General features: G+C 61.9%; 15 protein-coding genes. 10 read left to right on the top strand and 5 right to left on the bottom strand.

The window, feature by feature from the left end; all coding sequences use genetic code 11:
• Positions 1–165: 165 nt before the first annotated feature.
• Entirely contained in the window at positions 166–2,535 is a 2,370-nt protein-coding gene (locus AC244Q_RS31250; RefSeq protein ID WP_012763175.1) for a trimethylamine N-oxide demethylase, read from the bottom strand.
• Positions 2,536–2,785: 250 nt separating this feature from the next.
• Here AC244Q_RS31250 and AC244Q_RS31245 point away from each other — a divergent pair, with 250 nt between their 5' ends.
• Positions 2,786–4,570 carry a trimethylamine N-oxide permease gene (locus AC244Q_RS31245; RefSeq protein WP_012763176.1) on the top strand — a complete coding sequence of 595 codons (1,785 nt, stop codon included), beginning with the start codon at positions 2,786–2,788 and terminating at the stop codon, positions 4,568–4,570.
• Between the two features lie 157 nt (positions 4,571–4,727).
• On the opposite strand, the gene AC244Q_RS31240 is transcribed toward AC244Q_RS31245, so the two are convergent.
• The 3 genes from AC244Q_RS31240 to AC244Q_RS31230 all read right to left on the bottom strand — a co-directional run bounded on the left by AC244Q_RS31240 (position 4,728) and on the right by AC244Q_RS31230 (position 7,837).
• A complete protein-coding gene (locus AC244Q_RS31240) occupies positions 4,728–5,759 on the bottom strand; it encodes an aldo/keto reductase (RefSeq protein ID WP_222004432.1) in 1,032 nt (343 codons plus the stop codon).
• 230 nt (positions 5,760–5,989) lie between these two features.
• Positions 5,990–7,261, bottom strand: a complete 1,272-nt coding sequence (locus AC244Q_RS31235; RefSeq protein ID WP_128405906.1) for a flavin monoamine oxidase family protein — start codon at positions 7,259–7,261, stop codon at positions 5,990–5,992.
• A gap of 63 nt (positions 7,262–7,324) precedes the next feature.
• Positions 7,325–7,837, bottom strand: coding sequence for a MarR family winged helix-turn-helix transcriptional regulator (locus tag AC244Q_RS31230; protein WP_128405905.1), 513 nt, complete (start codon positions 7,835–7,837; stop codon positions 7,325–7,327).
• Here AC244Q_RS31230 and AC244Q_RS31225 point away from each other — a divergent pair, their 5' ends adjacent.
• The 9 genes from AC244Q_RS31225 to AC244Q_RS31185 all read left to right on the top strand — a co-directional run bounded on the left by AC244Q_RS31225 (position 7,838) and on the right by AC244Q_RS31185 (position 15,964).
• Complete coding sequence (locus AC244Q_RS31225; protein ID WP_128405904.1) at positions 7,838–8,728, top strand: haloalkane dehalogenase; 891 nt, start codon at positions 7,838–7,840, stop codon at positions 8,726–8,728.
• Between the two features lie 95 nt (positions 8,729–8,823).
• Positions 8,824–9,087: a hypothetical protein gene (locus AC244Q_RS31220; protein WP_128405903.1), complete on the top strand. Its 264-nt coding sequence runs from the start codon at positions 8,824–8,826 to the stop codon at positions 9,085–9,087.
• Between the two features lie 135 nt (positions 9,088–9,222).
• Positions 9,223–9,897: a response regulator transcription factor gene (locus AC244Q_RS31215; RefSeq protein ID WP_012763182.1), complete on the top strand. Its 675-nt coding sequence runs from the start codon at positions 9,223–9,225 to the stop codon at positions 9,895–9,897.
• Positions 9,894–11,273 (top strand): ATP-binding protein, encoded by a 1,380-nt coding sequence (locus tag AC244Q_RS31210; RefSeq protein ID WP_128405902.1) that lies wholly within the window; start codon positions 9,894–9,896, stop codon positions 11,271–11,273. Before AC244Q_RS31215 ends, AC244Q_RS31210 begins: the two co-directional genes overlap by 4 nt.
• A 198-nt stretch (positions 11,274–11,471) precedes the next feature.
• Positions 11,472–12,452 (top strand): 3'-5' exonuclease, encoded by a 981-nt coding sequence (locus AC244Q_RS31205; RefSeq protein WP_128405901.1) that lies wholly within the window; start codon positions 11,472–11,474, stop codon positions 12,450–12,452.
• A 183-nt stretch (positions 12,453–12,635) separates the two neighbouring features.
• Complete coding sequence (locus tag AC244Q_RS31200) at positions 12,636–12,782, top strand: DUF1127 domain-containing protein (protein ID WP_003594835.1); 147 nt, start codon at positions 12,636–12,638, stop codon at positions 12,780–12,782.
• A 630-nt stretch (positions 12,783–13,412) separates the two neighbouring features.
• Complete coding sequence (gene kduI / locus AC244Q_RS31195) at positions 13,413–14,249, top strand: 5-dehydro-4-deoxy-D-glucuronate isomerase (protein WP_113547768.1); 837 nt, start codon at positions 13,413–13,415, stop codon at positions 14,247–14,249.
• The gene (gene kduD, locus AC244Q_RS31190; protein ID WP_281024061.1) at positions 14,246–15,010 is read left to right on the top strand and encodes a 2-dehydro-3-deoxy-D-gluconate 5-dehydrogenase KduD; all 765 of its coding nucleotides are present in this window, start codon (positions 14,246–14,248) and stop codon (positions 15,008–15,010) included. The genes kduI and kduD overlap by 4 nt, the downstream gene beginning before the upstream one ends.
• A 213-nt stretch (positions 15,011–15,223) precedes the next feature.
• Positions 15,224–15,964 (top strand): FadR/GntR family transcriptional regulator, encoded by a 741-nt coding sequence (locus tag AC244Q_RS31185; RefSeq protein ID WP_012763187.1) that lies wholly within the window; start codon positions 15,224–15,226, stop codon positions 15,962–15,964.
• Positions 15,965–15,991: 27 nt separating this feature from the next.
• On the opposite strand, the gene AC244Q_RS31180 is transcribed toward AC244Q_RS31185, so the two are convergent.
• Entirely contained in the window at positions 15,992–19,276 is a 3,285-nt protein-coding gene (locus tag AC244Q_RS31180; protein WP_128405900.1) for a GH36-type glycosyl hydrolase domain-containing protein, read from the bottom strand.
• Positions 19,277–19,559: the final 283 nt, after the last annotated feature.

The raw sequence follows: 19,559 nt of genomic DNA, 5'->3' as shown, positions 1-19,559 counted from the left end.
TCAAACAAGCAATATCGACCACCGAGATATAAACATCGAAGCCGGATATGTCAACTTTTAGTTTTTTTGAGCCGCCAAATCGCCATAAGATTGCATCTCGCCGGTCGTGCGCGTCAACGACAGTATCAACAACCGATCGCCGTTTCCCGACCTCCAAAGCAGGCGTTACGAGCGCGGCAGCGTCTTCTGCGGATCGTAATGCGAAAGCGGCACGATCGTCGCCGGCAGGCGCTTCTGGTGGCCGTCGAGCTTGCCGACCTCGACCTCGGTGCCCGGGTTTGCATGCATCACATCGATGCGGGCGAGCGCGATCGTCTTGCCGAGGACCGGCGAGCGCGTGGCGCTGGTGACGACGCCCACCTGCGCCCGGCCGATATGAATGCAATCGCCATGGCCGACGGCCTCGTTGGACTTGATGTCGAGGCCGACGAGCAGATGGCGCGGATGCTCCTTGCGCCGGATCAGCGCCTCGCGGCCGATGAAATCGTCCTGTTTGGATTTCAGCGGCACCGTGAAGCCGATCCCGGCCTCGAACGGATCGGTCTGGTCGGTGAATTCGTGATGGGCGAAGATCAGGCCCGCCTCGATGCGGACCATGTCCAGCGCTTCCAATCCCATCGGCTTCAACCCGTGCGGCTGGCCGGCCTCCCAGACGGCGTCGAACACCGTCAGCGCATCCTTCGGATGGCAGAAGATCTCGTAGCCGAGTTCTCCGGTGTAACCGGTGCGCGAGACGACGATCGGCGCACCCTCGAAGCCGCCGATGCGGCCGACGGTGAAGCGGAACCATTCGAGTTCGCCGATCGTCGGCTGGCGCGGCGCCGTCCAGATGATCTCCTTCAGGATATCGCGGCTCTTCGGCCCCTGCAGGGCGATATTGTGCATCTGGTCGGTCGAAGAGCGGACCCAGGCCTTGAAGCCCTTCTTCTCCGCCTGCTGGCGCAGCCATATGCCGCTGAAATCATCGCCGCCTATCCAGCGGAAGTTCTTGTCGCCGAGCCGGAACAGGGTGCCGTCATCGATCATGCCGCCGTTTTCGTAGCACATGGCGGAATAGACGACCTGGCCGGTCGACAGTTTGCGCACGTCACGCGTCAGGCAATATTGCAGCAGTTCCTCGGCATCCGGCCCCGTCACCTCGAATTTCCGCAAGGGCGAGAGATCGATGACGGCGGCGCGCTCGCGGCAGGCCCAGTATTCCTCGACCGGCCCTTCGCTGGAAAAGCGGTTCGGCAGCCAGTAGCCGCGATATTCGGTGTAGTCACGTGTCAAGGCGGAGAGGCGGGGATGGAAGGCGGTTTCGCGCGTCAGTTCGGCGTCGGCATCTGGGGTCATGCGATAGGCCACCGCTCGTGAGAATTTCTCTTTTCCGGAAAAGGTGCGGACGTGGATATCCGTCGGATCCCAGCCGTTCGCAGCGTCGATATCGTCAGGGCAGGACGAGGAGACGCAGACGAGATCGGTCAGCGCCCGCATCAGCACATAATCGCCGGGACGCGACCAGGGCTCGTCGAGATAGAGCTGGTTATTGTGGTCGATATTGGTGTTGTAGAAATAGTTCAGCGCTTCCCAGCCCTTGCGGCCGGCAATGCCGTAAGGCGCCAGCACCGCATTGAAATTGTCCGTGCAGTTGACGTGGCCGGGATAACCCATGTCGTCGTAGTAGCGCGAATTGCAGGCGGTCGCGAAAGCGTCGTGACGGCCGACCGTATCCTGGACGATTTCGACCAGCGGCTCGAAGTCGCGGTCGAAGGCCTTCGAAGGGAGACCCGGCATCGGATAGCTGCGGCCGAGCAGCGTGCGGGTGACGGTGGAATCGAGCGCGAGGTCGAGACCCTTGTCGACCTTGCGGGCGGCAAACGCCTGGAAATCGGTGCACTGGCGTCCATAGACGTCGATGATCTGGATGAATTCGCCGGCACGCACGAAATAGGCCGCCGCGGTCGCCGCCCGGATGCGAATATCCTCGACCGGATCGGCGGCCGGTTCCGGCAAAGCGGAGGCATAATCGCGGATCAGCAGGCTGCGCTTGATCCTGATCTCGATCGGCGTCGCTGTATCCTGCGCCTCCGGCGACATGGCGCTGGCCGGTGCTGCGACGATCAGCAGGCCCTTCATGGAAATCGTGAATTCCGCCCTGCTGCCCGGGGTCGATCCCGACCCGAAAATGCTGAGCGCGCCGGCCTTTGCAAGATCGGCGCCGCGACGCTGAAGCGCTGCACGCGTGCGGGCAGCACCCTCATCCTCCGCTTGAAGAATGGCCTTCAAACCATCGGCTGAATTGCTGAATGCCGTTCCGAGACCGGCCGCCAGGAACCGCCCTTTCTCGTCGAGGAAGGAGATTTCGCAGACCTGTCCGCCCTCGCTGTCGATGACGATGACGCCATCGCCCGGCTCGACGCGCACAACGACCGATCCGCCGCCCTTTGCCCTGTAGCGCTCGGTTCCTTCCGGCAAGGTGGAAATGCCGGGATAGTGCACGAGGCTCGGAGCGGCCGGCCGCAGGCCCGTCATAGCAGGATGAAGTTCTCGCATACTGCCCTCATGGGAGGATCGGGCGTCCTCGGACACCCACCCATGCAGGTTACAAAATGCCCCGGGAAAGTAAAGTGATGTTGACTAAAAAGAAAATATCTTCACTATGCATAAAGAGTTGAGACTCGGGGAATCCGTCGGGAACACGGATCGTCAAAATCATCCGAGCGGGCTTGAGACCGTCAGGGAGACACGTTCAGGGAGACGTACAAAGATACGTCCGGAACAAATAGAATGGGGAATTTCACCGATGACAGACGTTGTGGAGGCCGGGATTGTATCCGGCACCGAAGGTAAGCTTGTACGTGCGCTCGACTGGAAGGGCGCATTCTGGGTGGCTGCGGGTGTGCCGCCGCTCGTTCTTTTCTCCATTGGCGGCATCGCTGGCACGACGGGCAAGCTCGCCTTCGTCGTCTGGATCATCTCGATGGTGATGGGTTTTCTGCAATCCTTCACCTATGCCGAAATCGCCGGCATGTTCGCCAACAAATCCGGCGGCGCTTCGGTCTATGGCGCCACCGCCTGGCTGCGTTATTCGAAATTCATCGCGCCGCTCTCCGTCTGGTGCAACTGGTTTGCCTGGTCGCCGGTGCTGTCGCTCGGCTGCGCCATCGCCGCCGGTTACATCCTCAACGCATTCTACCCGATTCCTGCAGCGGATTCGCAAATGGTCCTCGACTGGATCTCAGCGCATGCCGCTTCCATCACGGCCGACAGCCCCCGCGTCGCCGAATATATCGCAGCCCATACCGGCACCACGCCGGATGACGCCGTCAAGGCATTGCTCGGCACCGACGGTATCGCAGCGCTGACGCCGGCGATCCGCAGCTGGTCGCTCTTGAGCTTCAACATTCCCTTCCTCGCCACCGCCAATATCAACGCCACCTTCTTCATCGGCGGCATGCTGATGCTGATCATCTTCGCGATTCAGCATCGCGGCATTTCGGAAACGGCAAGCGTGCAGAAGTGGCTGGCAATCATCGTGCTGGTGCCGCTGCTCATCATCGGCCTCTATCCGATCGTCAGCGGTCAGATCCTCGCCACCAACGTCACCGGCCTCGTGCCGCCGACGGCGGCCTATGCCGCTGCCGACGGCACCTGGAGCAATGGTGGCTGGACGCTGTTCCTCGGCGGCCTCTATATCGCCGCCTGGTCGACCTACGGCTTCGAGACGGCCGTCTGCTACACCCGCGAACTCAAGAACCCGAAGACCGACACCTTCAAGGCGATCTTCTATTCCGGCCTTGCCTGCTGCCTGTTTTTCTTCCTCGTGCCCTTCGCCTTCCAGGGCGTTCTCGGCCATGCAGGCATGCTGGCCCCCGGCATCGTCGACGGCACAGGTGTTGCCGAAGCGCTCGGCGGCCTGATCGGCGCCGGCCGGATCGTCACTCAATTGCTCGTCGTACTGATGATCATGGCACTCTTCCTCGCCATCATGACCGCGATGGCCGGCTCCTCGCGCACGCTCTACCAGGGTTCGAAGGACGGCTGGCTGCCGAAATATCTCGACCACGTCAACGAGCACGGCGCGCCGACCAGGGCGATGTGGACCGATTTCGCCTTCAATCTCTTCCTGCTGGCAATCGCCTCGGATGTCGGCGGCTACTTCTTCGTGCTCGCCGTCTCGAATGTCGGCTACATCATCTTCAACTTCCTGAACCTCAATTCCGGCTGGATTCACCGGATGGATTCCGGCCATATCGAACGCCCCTGGAAGGCTCCGACCTGGCTGATCGGCCTTAACACCGTGCTGGCCTTCGTCAACGCGCTGTTTCTCGGCGCCGGCGCCAAGGTCTGGGGTTATTCCAATGCGCTCTGGGTTGGCTTCATCTTCGCCGCCCTGATCCTGCCGGTCTTCGCCTATCGCCACTATGTGCGCGACGGCGGCAAGTTCCCGGCAGGCGCGATGGAGGATCTCGGCCTGGTCGGCCAGGATCTCGGCGTCAAGAAAGCCGGCATGCTGCCCTATCTCGCACTCGCCGGCGGCCTGGCGATCGTCCTGATCGCCAATGTGATCTTCCAGCTTCCGGCCTAAAATCGCCTCCCAAGCAGACAGGCCCTCAAGCCGCCATGGAAACATGGCGGCTTTTTCATGGAAGCGGGCGTCGCCTGATCGTCTCGCCGCCATCGACTGGCATCCTGTCCGCCTCGACGAGAAGCGGACAGGGTTCGTTCGGAGGCGGAAGGAGGGCTCAGCGCCCACCCTCGATCTTGCGATGGCGCTGGTTAATGCCGCCCTTGCCGTAGGGATAGTCGAACGGCTGAGGCGCGCTCACATCGTTCAGTCTCGCCATCTCGTCGTCGGAGAGTTTGAGCTTCATGGCGCCGAGATTGTCGGCGAGCTGTTCCGGTGTGCGGGCGCCGAGGATCACGGAGGTGATCGCCGGCTGCGCCGCTGTCCAGGCGAGCGCCACCTGCGCCATGCTGACGCCATGCACCTTGGCGATCTCTTCGACGACGCCGATGATCGCCCAGGTTCTCTCCAGCGCATTGCGCGGCGCATAGGATTCGCCGCCGCGATTGGGGTTTTCACCGAGGCGGGTGGCGCCGGTCGGCATCTCGTCGCGCTTGTACTTGCCGGTCAGCCAGCCGCCGCCGAGCGGTGACCACGGCAACAGACCCATGCCGGCATCCTGGCAGGCCGCGACGATCTCGAGTTCGATGTCGCGCACCAGCAGGTTATATTGCGGCTGCAGCGTCACCGGACGGGTATAGCCGCGCGCCTTGGCGATCTCCGAGGCCTTGGCGATATGCCAGCCGACATAATTGGAGAAGCCGTAATAGCCGATCTTGCCGGAGGATACCGCATCATCGAGGAAACGCAGCGTCTCTTCGATCGGGGTCAGCGCGTCCCAGGCATGCATCTGGTAGAGGTCGATCTGCTCGAGGTCGAGGCGGCGGAGCGAATCGTCGAGCGCCTGGCTAAGATGCCGACGCGACAGGCCGATATCGTTGGGCCCGTTGCCCATCGGAAAGCGTCCCTTGGTGGCGACGATCGCCTGGCGGGCCTCGGTCGGTCGGGCCTTCAGCCAGCGTCCGATGATCTCTTCCGACTTGCCGGCGCTGTAGACATCGGCGGTATCGATGAAATTGCCGCCCCAGGCGAAATAATCGTCGAGCAGCTTGTGCGACGCGGCCTCGTCGGCCTCCGCGCCAAAGGTCATGGTTCCGAGGCAATAGGCGGTGACGACGGTCCCGCTGGGACCGAGCTTGCGATAATCCATTTCTTCCTCCTCATGCGGATACCCGCAGCCGACGTGCAAACGTCGGGGTAGAAGCCGGGGCTCCTGCAATCAATGACAATGACAATATTGTGCTTGAGGCGGCCGCTTGCCGCCGGATGACGTATAGCGCCCTGGGCTGGGAACTCAGGGGCGAGGGCAGCATAACCAATCCCGCCCGCGCGACCAAGTGAGAAAAAAATATTCCTGCCTGCCGTCGTGCCCGGCGAGGATCACGGATTTTGCCAAAACGAACCGGCGATCCGATCGGCTGCGGCGACACCGGTCTCGTAGGCGCCGTGCGCCGTCGAATAACGCGACGTCGAACAGGCCTCTCCGGCAAAAAAGATCCGCTCGTCATGCGGCGCGGCGAGACGGCCGCGTTGATCGGAGGCGCCGGGTTCGGCGTAGGAATAGGAGCCGCCGATATGGGGCGTTGCGGCCCAGGCCGACATCGCGGCGACCGACAGCTCCTCGCGGATATCCGCGCCGAAATGTGCCGACAGTTCGTCTCCAGCGAAGGAGAAGGCGGCCTCTCTGCCTTGCCCCTCAAGATCATGCGCGAGGTCGCCGGCAAAATAGGCTTCGACGACGGGGGCGCCGAACGGCCGGAGCTGATAGGTGCCGGTCGCGCCGCGACTGTTGGAGCCCAACATATGCGTGTCCGCCGGCAACGCCTCCCGATTTGCGAGCCTCAAGAACAGCTTGTCGGCGAGCCCGAGCGGTAAACGGGCTGCTGCCTCGATCTTGTCAGGCAAAGGCGGGTCGAAGGCGATCTTGCCGGCGGCAAGCACATTCGTCGAAACCGTCACCAGCACCGCGCGGGCACTGAGCACACCCTGGTTCGTCTCGATGCCGATACGGCCGGCATGACGATGGTCGATGCGCGTGACTTCGGTGCCGAGCCTTGCCCGAACCGGCTTGCCGTAAAGCGAGACCAGCGTCCCATAGCCCTCGCGCACCCGCCAGTCAGGGCCGGGGCCGGGATCATATCTGTTGTAATCGACGACCGACGACCGCTCCAGTTCGGCGCCGGTGATGTAGGTACCGACCGCCCGGATCTGGCCGTTCCAGGGATTGCCGGGCTCGAGCATATCGGCCATGGCTGCATCATTGCCCGCGTGGCTCTCCAGCCGCTCGAAATAGGCGCCGATCGCCTGCCTTGCGGCGCGCGCCTCCGCGTCATCGCGCTGAAGCCGCCGTCCGCCATCGTTCCAGGGCGCAGGTGTGTGGTCGACCGTCAGTCCGACCTCGCCGGCGATCGCAGTCCAGGCATTGGTCCGAGCGCCATGCAGCCAGCCGCAGCCGAGATCGAGCCCGATATCGGCGGCCTCAGGCAGTCCAACCGTCCAGGCGCGACCGCCGAGACGATCGCCAGCGTCAAGCAGGAGGATGGAAAGATCCGGGCGGATTGCCTGTAGGCGACGGGCGGCGGCAATGCCGGCGGCACCGGCGCCGATGATGACGACGTCCTCGTCGGCACCTTTGTTGTTGTCACCAGGCATGTATTTTCCTTCGGTCGTGCGACGGTTAAGTGGAAAGGGTCGTCTCAAGCCAGCCCCGCTTCGCTATTGCAGCTGCTCCAGCAGCCGCTGGAGTGCTGTCCGCAAATCGTCCATCTGCTGCTGGCTGGCCAGGGCGGCCCAGCTTTCATCGACGCGCCGGCCCGCCGCCATCGCTATCGGCCTGACCCCCTGGCCTTTTTCCGTCAGAAACACCAGCCGGCCACGCCGGTCAGTCGGATCGGGCCGGCGCTCGACATAACCCAAGCGCTCGAGTTCTTCCACGGCCTGCGTCATCGTCTGCTTGCGAACACGGGCGAGCCTGGTCAGCTCGCTGACCTGGATGCCCTCCGGCCGCGCGAAGGTAAAGACATTGGCGTGCGGCGGGCGGATATCGCCGTAACCGGCCTCATCGAGTGCCGCTTCCACGGCCTGTGTCCAATGCTGATGGACCAGACGCAACAACAGGCCAAGGGAAGAAGACGACATGAAACCCCGCGCAGCGATATAGACAGTTACCTGTCTATATGATAGATGGACAGTCGCCTGCCTATATAGCACGAAAGCGTGGAGCTCCATATGCCGACCATCGATATCCTCAACTCGTTCATCTCCTACGAGGAGCTGGGGGAGGGCGACCCGATCGTCTTCCTTCACGGCAATCCCACCTCATCGCATCTCTGGCGGAACATCATGCCCGGTATCGGGCCTGGCCGCTACCTAGCGCCCGATCTCATCGGCATGGGACGCTCCGGCAAACCCGATATCGGCTATCGCTATGGCGATCACATCGCCTATCTCGACGCCTGGTTCGATGCGCTTGACCTCGACGACGTCGTGCTCGTCGGCCACGACTGGGGCGGCGCGCTGGCATTCGACTGGGCTTCGCGCCACGTCGAGCGGGTGCGCGGCATCGCCTTCATGGAAACCATCCTGCGGCCGATGGGCTGGTATGATCTGCCGGGCGGCGGAAAGGCGCGTTATGAACTGTTGCGGGGCGCGGGAACCGGCGAGACCAAGGTCCTCGACGAAAATTTCTTCATCGAACAGGCCTTGCGCGCGACCACGCTGAAAGGGCTGAGCGATGCCGACTGGGATGTCTACCGAGCACCCTATCCGGACCGTAACAGCCGGCGCCCGCTGCTGGAATGGCCGCGCGCCATGCCGATCAACGGCGAGCCGGCCGACGTGGTCGCCAGGATCGAGGCCTATGACCGCTGGCTTTGCGCCAGTCCTCAGACTCCCAAGCTGTTGCTGACCTTCGACGGTCCCTCCGAAACGCTGTTGATCGGCAGCGAGATGATATCGTGGTGCCGCGACAATATCGCCGGCCTGGAGATCAGGGGGTGCGGGCCGGCGCGCCACATTGCCCCCGAGGACCAGCCCGAGGCGATTGCCGCCGAAATCAAAAGCTGGATCGACAGGAAGGGGCTCAGAACAGCGCAGCGGAAGGTCGCGTCTCAGACATAAAATCTGCGTCTGCGTCACCGTGACTGCGACATGACAGACTGCTGCAATGTTGAGCCGGTTCATGGGTGGAATCAATCAGCCACTGTGAAGGTCCAATGCCACGTTTCGATCGACGACGCTTTCTTCTTGCTTGGCTTCGTGCGCCGCTGTGCATCGCTTCGATCACGCCATCAGGCCCGCGCCTTGCGGGCCTGACCTTTGGCCCAAAATGCTCGGTGCCCATCGAAATCCTCGACTCCCTCGGTCTTGTCTCAAAGAGGATCGACTGGACCTTGCGCAATATCCCGCCGGCCGCAGTCTACCGCATCAGCCGCAGGTACCAACCGATGGCTTTGATCGAGCAGCGCCGTGCATCATGATGGATAGGATCCTTTGCTACGAGGCGGCGATCTTCCATTCGATGCTCTGAAGGCACCGCCGCCTTGCTTGATGGTGATATGGTTTCCACCTGAGGACCGGCAGTCCCCGATAGGCACCCCCGATAGGAATATGAGATGCGCATACTACTGATCGAGGATGAACCTCAAATGGCCGTGGCGCTCCGAGGCGCCCTGACCAGGCACGACATGGTGATGGATCACGTTTCGACGCTGTGCGACGCCGAGATGGTGATCGGCGACGGCGCCTACGACGCCGTGCTTCTGGATCGGCAATTGCCCGACGGCGATGGTCTCGAACTCATTCCGAAGATCCGCAAGAAGGGGCTGACGCTGCCGATCATCGTCATTACCGCCAAGGGAGAGGTTCCAGACAGGATCACCGGCCTCGAGACCGGGGCCGACGATTACCTTGCCAAGCCCTTCGTCTTTGACGAACTTCTGGCGCGGCTGCGTGCCGTGATGCGCCGCTCCGAAACCTTGCGCCCGGCGCTGATCTCGATCGGGCGGCTTTCGTTCGATCCGACCTATTGCGACATCATCGTCTCCGGCCTGCGTTTGGAAATGCCGCGCCGGGAGGCGTTGGTGCTCGAATGCCTCATGCGCCGTGCCGGTCGTATGGTGCCGCGACCGGCCTTGATGGAAGCGGTCTTCGGCTTCGACGACGAGATCCAGTCGAACGCGCTCGATTCCCACATATCGCGGTTGCGGCGCAAGCTGGCGGCATCGCAAGCAGGTGTCGTCATCAACGTTATCCGGGGCGTGGGTTATCTCCTGCGTGAAGCATCATGAGCAAACGATGCTCCTATTCGCTGCGCAAGCGCCTGTTCTGGCGGCTCCTTGCCGTCCAATCGGTCGTCCTCATCCTGGTGATGATCGTGCTGATTTCGGTTGGCAAGATATCCGAATTCAGGTCGACGGAAGGCACGATCGAGGTCCTGCGCCAGGCCGTGTTCCGCCAGCCCACCGGAGAATTGAGCCTGAGGGAGACCGAGGATCTGCGACAGCTGCGCAAGGACGCGCCCGATCTCTGGTACACCATACGCGACCTGCAGGGTCATGTTTTGACCGAGGGCCCGGTTCCGGAAGAATACGCCGCAATCGGCAACACGCTCGATCATGTCGGCCAGGCCAAATTCGGCTCGAATCTCGACGACCACGACCGTCCGGCTGCCCGAATGAAGTGGATTGCCACGGATGGGGGACAGGTGCAGTTTCTGACGGGCACCGACGGCCCAAACTCGTCCACCTTCATCCTGCTCAAGCTTTCGCTGGTCCTTGCGAAAATTGTTATTCCGATCGTCGCAGTGATGGCGTTGGGTGCGTTGATCGCGACGCCGCTGGTCGTGCGAAGGTCGCTGGTCGGGATCGACCAGGCCGCGCTCCAGGCCGATACGATCGATATCGACCAGCGTGGCGGGCGGCTGTCGGAAAACGATACTCCCGAAGAGATCGCGCCGCTGGTGCATGCCGTCAACCGCGCGCTCGGCCGTCTCGACGAGGGTTATGAGCGGCAGGAACGGTTTCTGACCGATGCCGCCCATGAACTGCGCACACCGATCGCCATTCTGAATACGAGAATTGGATCCTTGCCGCACAGTTCGATCAAGACCGACCTGTTGGAAGATGCCGCAAGGCTTGCCGTTCTCACCGAGCAGATGCTCGATCTTCAGCGACTGAAACAGGGCAAGGTCCAGTTCATCAAGGTCGATCTCGGCCAACTGGCGAGGAAGGTCATCATCGAGATGGCGCCACTGGCCTTTGCCGCCGGTTACACGGTGCAGTTCGATGTCGACGGCGCCGGCGAGATCGAGGGCGATCCCCTGGCGCTGCAGCGCGCCCTGATGAACATCCTGCAGAACGCGATCAACCACGGCGGCAGGAAAGGCATCATCTCGCTGACATCAGGCTGCAACTGGATCGAAGTCAGCGACGAGGGACCGGGCATCCCCGCCGATATGGAGGATCGGATATTCGAGCCGTTCTTCAAGCGCCATCACGACGGACGCGGTGCCGGCCTCGGCCTCAACCTTGTTCGCGACATCCTGCGCATGCACGGCGGCGAGGTGACGATCGACAACCGCAGTCCCGGCGCGGTCTGCCGGCTGCGCTTCCCGCCGGACAAATCGGCAGGCGTTTATACCCCATCGCATCTGGCTACTGCATAATTCCACGCGCTAAAGCGCGTCGCGATCTTTCAGATTCGCTTGCCACGCTTTAGGTCTTTGTTTTGCGCATGTCGTTGTCGCAAAACCGCTCCACACTTTTGCGCGACATGCTTTGTTGCGTCCTTTGCGCCTCTCGAAAAGAGGCGCAGCGCTGTCCGTGCGATGGATTAAATCGCGTCTGCGTGACATATAGATTCGATGAGCGTGCACAGAGATTCGCAACTCGACATGTTTGCCAAGGCATCGCCCGTGACGGCTAAGGCGCGCGGTCCAGCGCGCCGGCGGCCGTCGCAGCCGGTCGTCCACTCCGATGAGAACATGGCGCGGGCGCTCGAAGAGAGCGGCAACTATCGCATCTTGAGAAAGCTGGTCGCCCGCCCGATTGCGTCAGTCAAGCGGCCCGGATTTTCGCGCCTTGGCGTCATTCTCGATACGGAGACCACCGGTCTCAACCACCGCAGCGACGAGATCATCGAAATCGGCGCCGTCGCCTTCACCTTCAACGATGATGGGGCGATCGGCGATATCGTCGGCATTTACGGCGGCCTGCAACAGCCGTCCCGGCCGATCCCGCCCGAGATCACCCGGCTGACGGGTATCACCGATGCGATGGTCGAAGGGCAGCTCATCGATATCCAGTCGCTGAGAACTCTGATCGAGCCGGCGGATCTGATCATCGCCCATAATGCCGGATTCGACCGGCCGTTCTGCGAGGCCTTCTCGAAGGTTTTCACCGGCAAGGCCTGGGCATGCTCGGTTTCGGAGATCGACTGGAGCGCCCGCGGCTTCGAAGGCACGAAGCTCGGCTATCTCGTCGGCCAGGCCGGATATTTCCATGAAGGCCATCGTGCCGTGGACGACTGCCATGCGCTGCTGGAAATCCTCGATCGAGAGCAACACGACGGTGAAAGCCCGTTCACCGAGCTTTACCGCGCCAGCCAGCGCTCGCGCATCCGCGTCTTTGCCGAACACAGCCCGTTCGAGATGAAGGATCATCTGAAGGCGAGGGGTTATCGCTGGTCGGACGGCAGCGACGGCCGCCTGAAGTCCTGGTGGATCGAAGTCGGCGAAGAGGATCTCAACGACGAGCTCTCCTATCTGCGCTCGGATATTTACCGATGGGCCGAAGCGGAGCCGCCGATGGTGCGGCTGACGGCCTTCGATCGTTTCAAACTCTGACCGCGAAGCGGTTCGGATCCTGATTGGCTGCTAGATATGGCGACCCATGCAACTGCCGCATAGGTGCAGTGATGCATTGGCGCTGCAATAACCGGATGCCCCATACTATATACAACTCATCGAAGCGAACAAAGCGCCAAGGACTGGCAGCTAAGCTTCGAAAGCCCACGAAAGGGGATCATCATGAACGTAGCACGCTCTTTCAATAACTGGCGCAAGTACCGTCAGACGGTCGCCGAACTGGGTCGTATGTCCGCACGCGAACTGGACGACCTCGGCATCGGCCGCGGCGACATCCGCAACGTCGCGCGCGCAGCCATCGCCCGCTAACGGCAGCTTAGACCAAGCATCTTCAAGACCATGCCAGCGCCTGCTTCTTCCCGAGCGGGCGCTTTGCTTTTGTGCTTCCGGCAAGGTGGAATCAAGGCGATCGAGCCTCCCGCTTTTCGCATAACGCATAGCTGCCCTGCAAAGAAATGCCTATCAACTGAGCAAGAAATAAGTATGATTATTTCTATCGAAGCGATGCACCTCCTCCCGCATCCCTTCGATATACAGGCGCCCCATCCTCCTCCCAGGGTCGTCTGTGGAATGACAGCACTCCTCCTCCCAGCTGTCGTTCGGTTTTTTACGAAAGCCTGCCGCACCTCCTCCCGCGGCAGGCTTTTTCGTTTTGGGCGATAGCATTGCCGGATCTCGCCAAGAGCGACCGCCAGCGATCGATCCATCGCATGACGATGGTGTCATCACCTCCGGCGTTTTGCTCTTATCCCAATTTTGCTTTCGTGCTCTTGCCGGCCCGTGCATCTCCTAAAGCGCGCACCGACAAAGCTGTTGACACCAAACTTGTCGTACAACTATGTAACCGGATGGATACCGCCGCAGCGGAATACGCCGGACAAGACCGGCTTGCGCAATAGCGACGACCCCTGGCGACAATGAAGCGGAAGGAAAATTGACATGCAGATCGACGTGAGGCACGCCTCCCATCCGGAGGCCGTGCGTGATTTCGACACGGAGACGCTGAGGCGTCACTTTCTGGTGGAAACCGTCTTCGCGAGCGGCGAGATCCGGCTCACCTATTCGCATTACGACCGGATGGTCATCGGCGGCGCGACGCCGATCGGCCCCGGGCTGACGCTGACGGCGCCGACAGCGATCGGACAGGAAACCTTCCTTGCCGAACGTGAACTGGGCGCTCTGAACATCGGCGGTGCCGGCCGCATCATCGTCGACGGCACGAATTACGATCTTGCCAAATATGATTGCCTCTACGTCGGCAAGGGTGCCAAGGACATCAGATTCGAGAGCACGGATACCGCCAATCCGGCAAAGTTCTATCTGGTCTCGACGCCAGCCCATCAAACGCACCCGACCGTGTTGCTCACCCGCGAAAAGGCCCGTCACCTGACGCCGGGCGAAGCCGCGACGGCCAACAAGCGGTCGATCTACCAGTTCATCCATCCTGAGGTCTGCCAGTCCTGCCAACTCACTCTGGGCTTCACCATGATCGAGCCGGGCAGCGTCTGGAACACAATGCCGGCCCACACGCATGACCGCCGCATGGAAGCCTATCTCTATTTCGATCTCGAAGCAGAGCAGCGCGTCTTCCACTTCATGGGCGAGCCGCAGCAGACCCGGCATATGCTTGTCGCCAACGAACAGGCGGTCATCTCGCCGCCCTGGTCGATCCATTCGGGCGCCGGCACCAAGAACTACAGCTTCATCTGGGCGATGGCCGGCGACAATAAGAGCTTCACCGACATGGACCATATCGCCATTGCGGATCTGAGGTGAGCGTCGTGGCAAATCCCTTCGACCTTTCCGGCAGGACTGCCGTCGTCACCGGCGCCAATACTGGCCTCGGCCAGGCCATCGCGGCCGCACTGGCAGGAGCCGGTGCGTCGATCGTCGCCGTCGGGCGCTCCTCGATGGACGAAACCGAGGCGCTGGTGAAGGAAGCGGGAAGCCGCTTCCATGTCGTCAAGGCCGATCTTGCCAGCATCGAACCGGTCAAGGGGATCGTCACTGAGGCCATCCAGACCTTCGGCGGCCTCGACATCCTCGTCAACAATGCCGGCATCATCCGCCGCGCCGATGCGCTCGATTTCACCGAGGAAGACTGGGACGCGGTGATCGACGTCAATCTGAAGACCGCCTTCTTCCTGTCGCAGGCAGCCGGCCGCCATATGGTCGACAAGGGCAGGGGCAAGATCATCAACATCGCCTCGCTGCTCTCCTTCCAGGGCGGCATCCGGATTCCGTCCTATACCGCATCGAAAAGCGGCCTCGCCGGTCTGACCAAGCTGCTTGCCTGCGAATGGGCCGGGAAGGGCGTCAACGTCAACGCCATCGCCCCTGGCTACTTCGTCACCAACAACACCACGGCGCTGCGCGAGGATGCCGACCGCAATGCCGCCATCCTTTCCCGCATCCCGGCCGGGCGCTGGGGAACGCCGTCCGAACTCGGCGGTGCGGCGGTATTCCTGGCATCGTCGGCATCCGACTACGTGCATGGAACGGTGCTGCCCGTCGATGGCGGCTGGCTGGCGCGCTGATCGGTCTCACCAACCGATCACACCGAGAGCGCCTCGCGTCTTTTCAGACGTGCCAGGACGCTCTATCGCTTCGATCTGCGCATAACCCCGAAAATCGATTCGGATTTTCGGGATTGTGAGCGAGGGCCGCTGCCGACGCTCTCGACTTATATGTGGAATGCGAACAGGAAACGGGTCGGCGCGGCCGCCTCGACACCAGGATCTCGAAACAGGATGGCAGACAAGGACAACGCGGTCTTCAACACCATTCAGCAGGCGCCGAACCTGCGTAGCAACCTTGCCGATATGTTGACGGCGCAAATCGAGTCCGGCGACCTGAAGCCCGGCCAGCGCCTGCCGACCGAACAGGCGATCATGATAGCGACAGGCGTCAGCCGGACGATCGTTCGCGAAGCGCTCGCAGCGCTGCGCGCGAAGGGGCTGATCACCACGCGGCAAGGCCTTGGGGCTTTCGTCTCGAACGATCCGACGCCCCGATCCTTCTCCATCATTCCCAACGACCTGCAGTCGATCGACGAGGTTCTGCGCGTGCTGGAGCTGCGCATGGGGGTCGAATACGAAGCCGCCGGTCTTGCCGCGTTGCGGCGCACCCAGGAGGATATCGACCGCATGCAGGATCGTCTCGATGCCCTCGACAAGGCGCTTGAGGAGGGTGGATACGGCGCGCAAGAAGACTACGCCTTCCACAGGTCCATTCTGGTCGCGACGCAGAACTCCTATTACGGCCGTCTCTTCGATACGTTCGGCAACATCATGGTGCCACGGCAATGGGCGCGCCTGGACAAGATGACATCAGCCGAGCGCAAGCGCCATGCGGCGCGCATGCGCAGGGAACACCATGCCATATTCGCGGCGATCCGCGACCGTGACGAGCCCGCCGCGCGCCGCGCCATCCGAAGCCACCTGTCGAAGAGCGCCGCGCGCTTCGAGGAGTTGCGTGACGCTACCGCATAATGCCGCGGTGCATGAGGCGCGCCCGCTTCACGCCTCAGGCTTCGGCTTCATCAGCCGCCGCCAGACGGCGTGGTCGGTTTGCAGATCGGCAGAGGCGTGGACCGCGGGAAGAAGCGGTTTGCGTTTGCGGCGGCCGAAGCGCCGTTTGAAGCCGAGGATATTTTCGACGAAGCTTCGGGTGTAAAGCCCGGGGCCGCTTGAATAGATCCGCCATCCGCCGTCGACGGCGATCTTTCCCGCCTTGACGCGCTCCCATTCGGCCGCTGCCTGATAACGGTCATGGAAAGCCGCATCGCTGCTGCTGAAGTAGGTGTTGCGCTGGCGCAGCGATGCATGCGGCAGCGCCGATGTGACCGAAATCGGGTTGACGAGGGCGATCGCCTTCCAGAGCTCTTCCGCTTCGGCATCGAGCGCCAGCGTTTCGCAGTAGCGCAGATGCGCATGCACATACATCAGCCCGATCTCGCGGCCGAAGAAGGAGGAGGATTCGGCGCGGCGAAACAGCGTCTCGGGTCCGCCGGCATAGGTCGCGGGCTTCTCCATCAGTCGTACGCCGTCGGGAAAGAGCAGATGCTCTTCGATCAGCTTCATATGACCCTGTCTTTGAGCCGGTGTGAAGAGGCCGCCGAGCATCGCCTGCGTCATCGAGATCAGCGAAAAATGCAGGCCGGTGCGCCGGTCGCTCGGGTGCAGCAGCAATTCGACGCCGTCATGGCTGGGATCGAAGATACCGTAGCCGGCCACGACGCCGTCGCGCACGAGATGGCGGTTGAAATCCCGGCGCATCGCCGTTGCGATCTTCCTCAAGCCTTTGGCCTTGCCGCCATGGCCGAGGCGGCGCAGGATCGCCGAATAACGCACGATCTGCTCGTAGAGCAGGGCAACGGTCCAGCTGCTGACCATCCAGTCGCGCAGATGCGGATCGGCCGGCTGCAGAGAATCGTTCCAGTCTCCCTCGCCATAGCGGATCAGATGCGTTCCGGGGATGAAAGCTTCGCGAACGGTATCGAGCAGCTTCTCGACATGGATTGCGATAGTGTCGAGCTCCGCCCTGGCCATTGTCTTTTCATCGCGCCAGGAGACTTTCTCGTCGAGGATGGCGAGATCGCCGGTCGCTTCGATGTAGTCGCAGAGCGCCTTCAGCGGCCAGACGACGATATCGCCGTGACTATCGCCCGCCCGGATGTTGGCATAGGGCTCCAGCATGAACCATTGCGGCCAGTCGCCTTTTCCCAGGTATTGTTCGCTGAAGACGGTTTTCAGCACCTGCTTGGCTTCGCGGTCATGCTCGTAGGCGAGCAGGAATTCTATCGGCCCCTGGCAGGCGTCGCGTGTGCCCCAGGCCGCACCCGTATATTGCTCGAGGCCGTGCGGCACGCTTAGATGCACGATTGCATCATGGGCGAGCCAGGGCAGCAGGGTCGTCTGCGCGGCAAGGTCGGGCGACGTGCTGCCGACCGTCAGGCCGCGCACGGTGTTCCGCCAGAATTTCGATGCCGGGGCAAGCATGGCTTCATCGGTGACGCCGGCCTGATAACGCTGCGCCAGGCGCTCGGCTTCCGCCGCATCTGTCATCGAGCCGACGACAGCGAACGACAGCGCCTGCGTCATCAGTGATCGTAGTGCCACGAAAGCGCCGTTGCGTGTTACCCCATCGCTGTAGAGCAGTTCGTCGCCGCCGATCTCTTCGATGGCATCGGGCGTCGAACTCACCAGCCAGTAGCCGGCGTCGGGATAACGCTCGCCCCAGAGCCAAGCCGGGTCCGGCCGGAAAAGAATGCGTTTGCCCGACGTATCGAATTCGATCTGCCCGCCCGCATCATATTCGCGCTCGCCGAGCACGACATGACCAAACACCAGGAAGCGGCACGGCTCGCCCTCGACGGAGACGGTCCACTGCATCGCCGCATCCTCGCCGGAGGCGACCGCCGACACGATGATCGTGCGTTCAGCGAGGCGATAGATCCAGCGGCAATCGCTGAGCCCCATTTCGAAAGCCGACGGCACCGCCAGAAGCTGCCAGCCGGCGCCGACATCGGCCATGATGCGCAGCCCGCTGGCGCGGGTCAGATTGTAGGGGTCGCGGGAGACCGAAAAGAGCTTGTGAAAGGACGTATTGCCGATCGTCAGCTGGGCCGCGAAAATACCCTGCATCCAGCAGGTCGCGGCAAGCGTCCTATCGTCGAGCAGCATATTCTCACCGCTTCTGACGATCGCCCCGTGACGGCGCGCTACCAAGAGCTCCTTGTCGCGCAGGACCACATGGCGGTTCAAAACGCCGTCGGAGACGAAAAACGAAAGAAGCTTTCCGTCGACGCGCTCTTCCAGGCTCCGTTGCGGATAGAGCTGGCTGATCATTTTTTTATCCAGCGCCTCGGCCTTCAGCAAAGCAGCATCCTGGAGCAGGCTGCGGACCGGCGCGGCCTCGGCAATATCGGCCGCCGTCCCCTCTGTCGCCGCAAGCTCGTCAAGCCGTGAAAGGTCGGCATCGCTCGATGCCTCGGGATGATCCGCGGCGAAGACGGCAAAGAAGGTCGCGGTCGCACCGCTTGCCGGGACGGAAAGCGATTTTGACTGGATGGCGGGGCATGCCGTCTCCTGCTGGCGCCGTTTGCTCGGCAGGTTGGTGCCGAAGGGGCCGACCAGCAAGTCGCCGAGACGGTCACTCGCCTGTACCAATTGGATCGCATCGGTGGCATAGGCAGCCGCCCCATAAAGGCAGCCCTGCACGAGCCAGGGGTTGCGAGCACCCGACTGCTTGAGATTTTGCCGGTTCATTACGACAGAACCGAATGTCTCGTGATCGGCGATATGGTGATCGACATATTGCGAGGCATAGGCTTCGCTGTTCATCAGGAAGCCGCGATCGCCAAGACCGACGTCCTGGATCAGCACCAGATCGACCGGCAGCGTGCCATCCTTCAGATGCCGGATGGAAACACGCCAGAACCAGGCCGTTTCGGAGGGATGAAGCTCGAGGCGGACATTGTAGCCGATATCGCCTCTCTTGCCGCTCCAGGAGAGACTTGTCGCATCGTGCCCAAAGCTGCCATCGGCGAAAGACCCGACAAGCTCGACGACATCGGGTGCCGCACCACCGATACGCAGATAAAGGCGACTGACGCCGCCGGTCAGCGGCGAGCCCTGGATCTGGTTGATCTGCACCGATCCCTTGTCGTCGGCATATTCGATGGCAAACAGGGTGCCGTTCGGCAGCGCCGATATCGACAGGCCGGAACCGTTGCTGATCGTGAAGAGGCCAAGCTCGTCGCGTCGGGGCATTTGAAAACTGCGGTCAAGGTCCGTGGCCATTGAGATCTCGTCGATTGGCTTCAGAGGGGAATTGGAGGATGACGCAAAATGGTTGAGAGAAATCTTACCAACATCGCCGGTTCTCGATTTGGTCCTTGAAAGCCAGGCCAGTCGATATCACTTGATGTTCTAATTCGATAGTTGCAGCGATAGGTCATTGCCAAGGCCTCAAAGGAACAGTGGTCGCCGGTGACGAGGCGTCAGGTTGCCCGATGGCGCCATACCGGCGGGAACGGAGTTCCCTATCGTTTAAGTTCAAGGCAAACTGGGACGGAAACCGCTG

The organism is Rhizobium sp. CB2179, from assembly GCF_057653455.1.
The sequence above is the reverse complement of the archived record's forward strand: the minus strand, read 5'-3'. Positions and strand labels throughout refer to the sequence as shown.

Coding starts and splice junctions, on each gene's coding strand:
- AC244Q_RS31250 (WP_012763175.1), bottom strand. CDS start 2,535: ATGCGAGAACTTCATCCTGCTATGACGGGCCTGCGGCCGGCCGCTCCG.
- AC244Q_RS31245 (WP_012763176.1), top strand. CDS start 2,786: ATGACAGACGTTGTGGAGGCCGGGATTGTATCCGGCACCGAAGGTAAG.
- AC244Q_RS31240 (WP_222004432.1), bottom strand. CDS start 5,759: ATGGATTATCGCAAGCTCGGTCCCAGCGGGACCGTCGTCACCGCCTAT.
- AC244Q_RS31235 (WP_128405906.1), bottom strand. CDS start 7,261: ATGCCTGGTGACAACAACAAAGGTGCCGACGAGGACGTCGTCATCATC.
- AC244Q_RS31230 (WP_128405905.1), bottom strand. CDS start 7,837: ATGGAGCTCCACGCTTTCGTGCTATATAGGCAGGCGACTGTCCATCTA.
- AC244Q_RS31225 (WP_128405904.1), top strand. CDS start 7,838: ATGCCGACCATCGATATCCTCAACTCGTTCATCTCCTACGAGGAGCTG.
- AC244Q_RS31220 (WP_128405903.1), top strand. CDS start 8,824: ATGCCACGTTTCGATCGACGACGCTTTCTTCTTGCTTGGCTTCGTGCG.
- AC244Q_RS31215 (WP_012763182.1), top strand. CDS start 9,223: ATGCGCATACTACTGATCGAGGATGAACCTCAAATGGCCGTGGCGCTC.
- AC244Q_RS31210 (WP_128405902.1), top strand. CDS start 9,894: ATGAGCAAACGATGCTCCTATTCGCTGCGCAAGCGCCTGTTCTGGCGG.
- AC244Q_RS31205 (WP_128405901.1), top strand. CDS start 11,472: ATGAGCGTGCACAGAGATTCGCAACTCGACATGTTTGCCAAGGCATCG.
- AC244Q_RS31200 (WP_003594835.1), top strand. CDS start 12,636: ATGAACGTAGCACGCTCTTTCAATAACTGGCGCAAGTACCGTCAGACG.
- kduI (WP_113547768.1), top strand. CDS start 13,413: ATGCAGATCGACGTGAGGCACGCCTCCCATCCGGAGGCCGTGCGTGAT.
- AC244Q_RS31185 (WP_012763187.1), top strand. CDS start 15,224: ATGGCAGACAAGGACAACGCGGTCTTCAACACCATTCAGCAGGCGCCG.
- AC244Q_RS31180 (WP_128405900.1), bottom strand. CDS start 19,276: ATGGCCACGGACCTTGACCGCAGTTTTCAAATGCCCCGACGCGACGAG.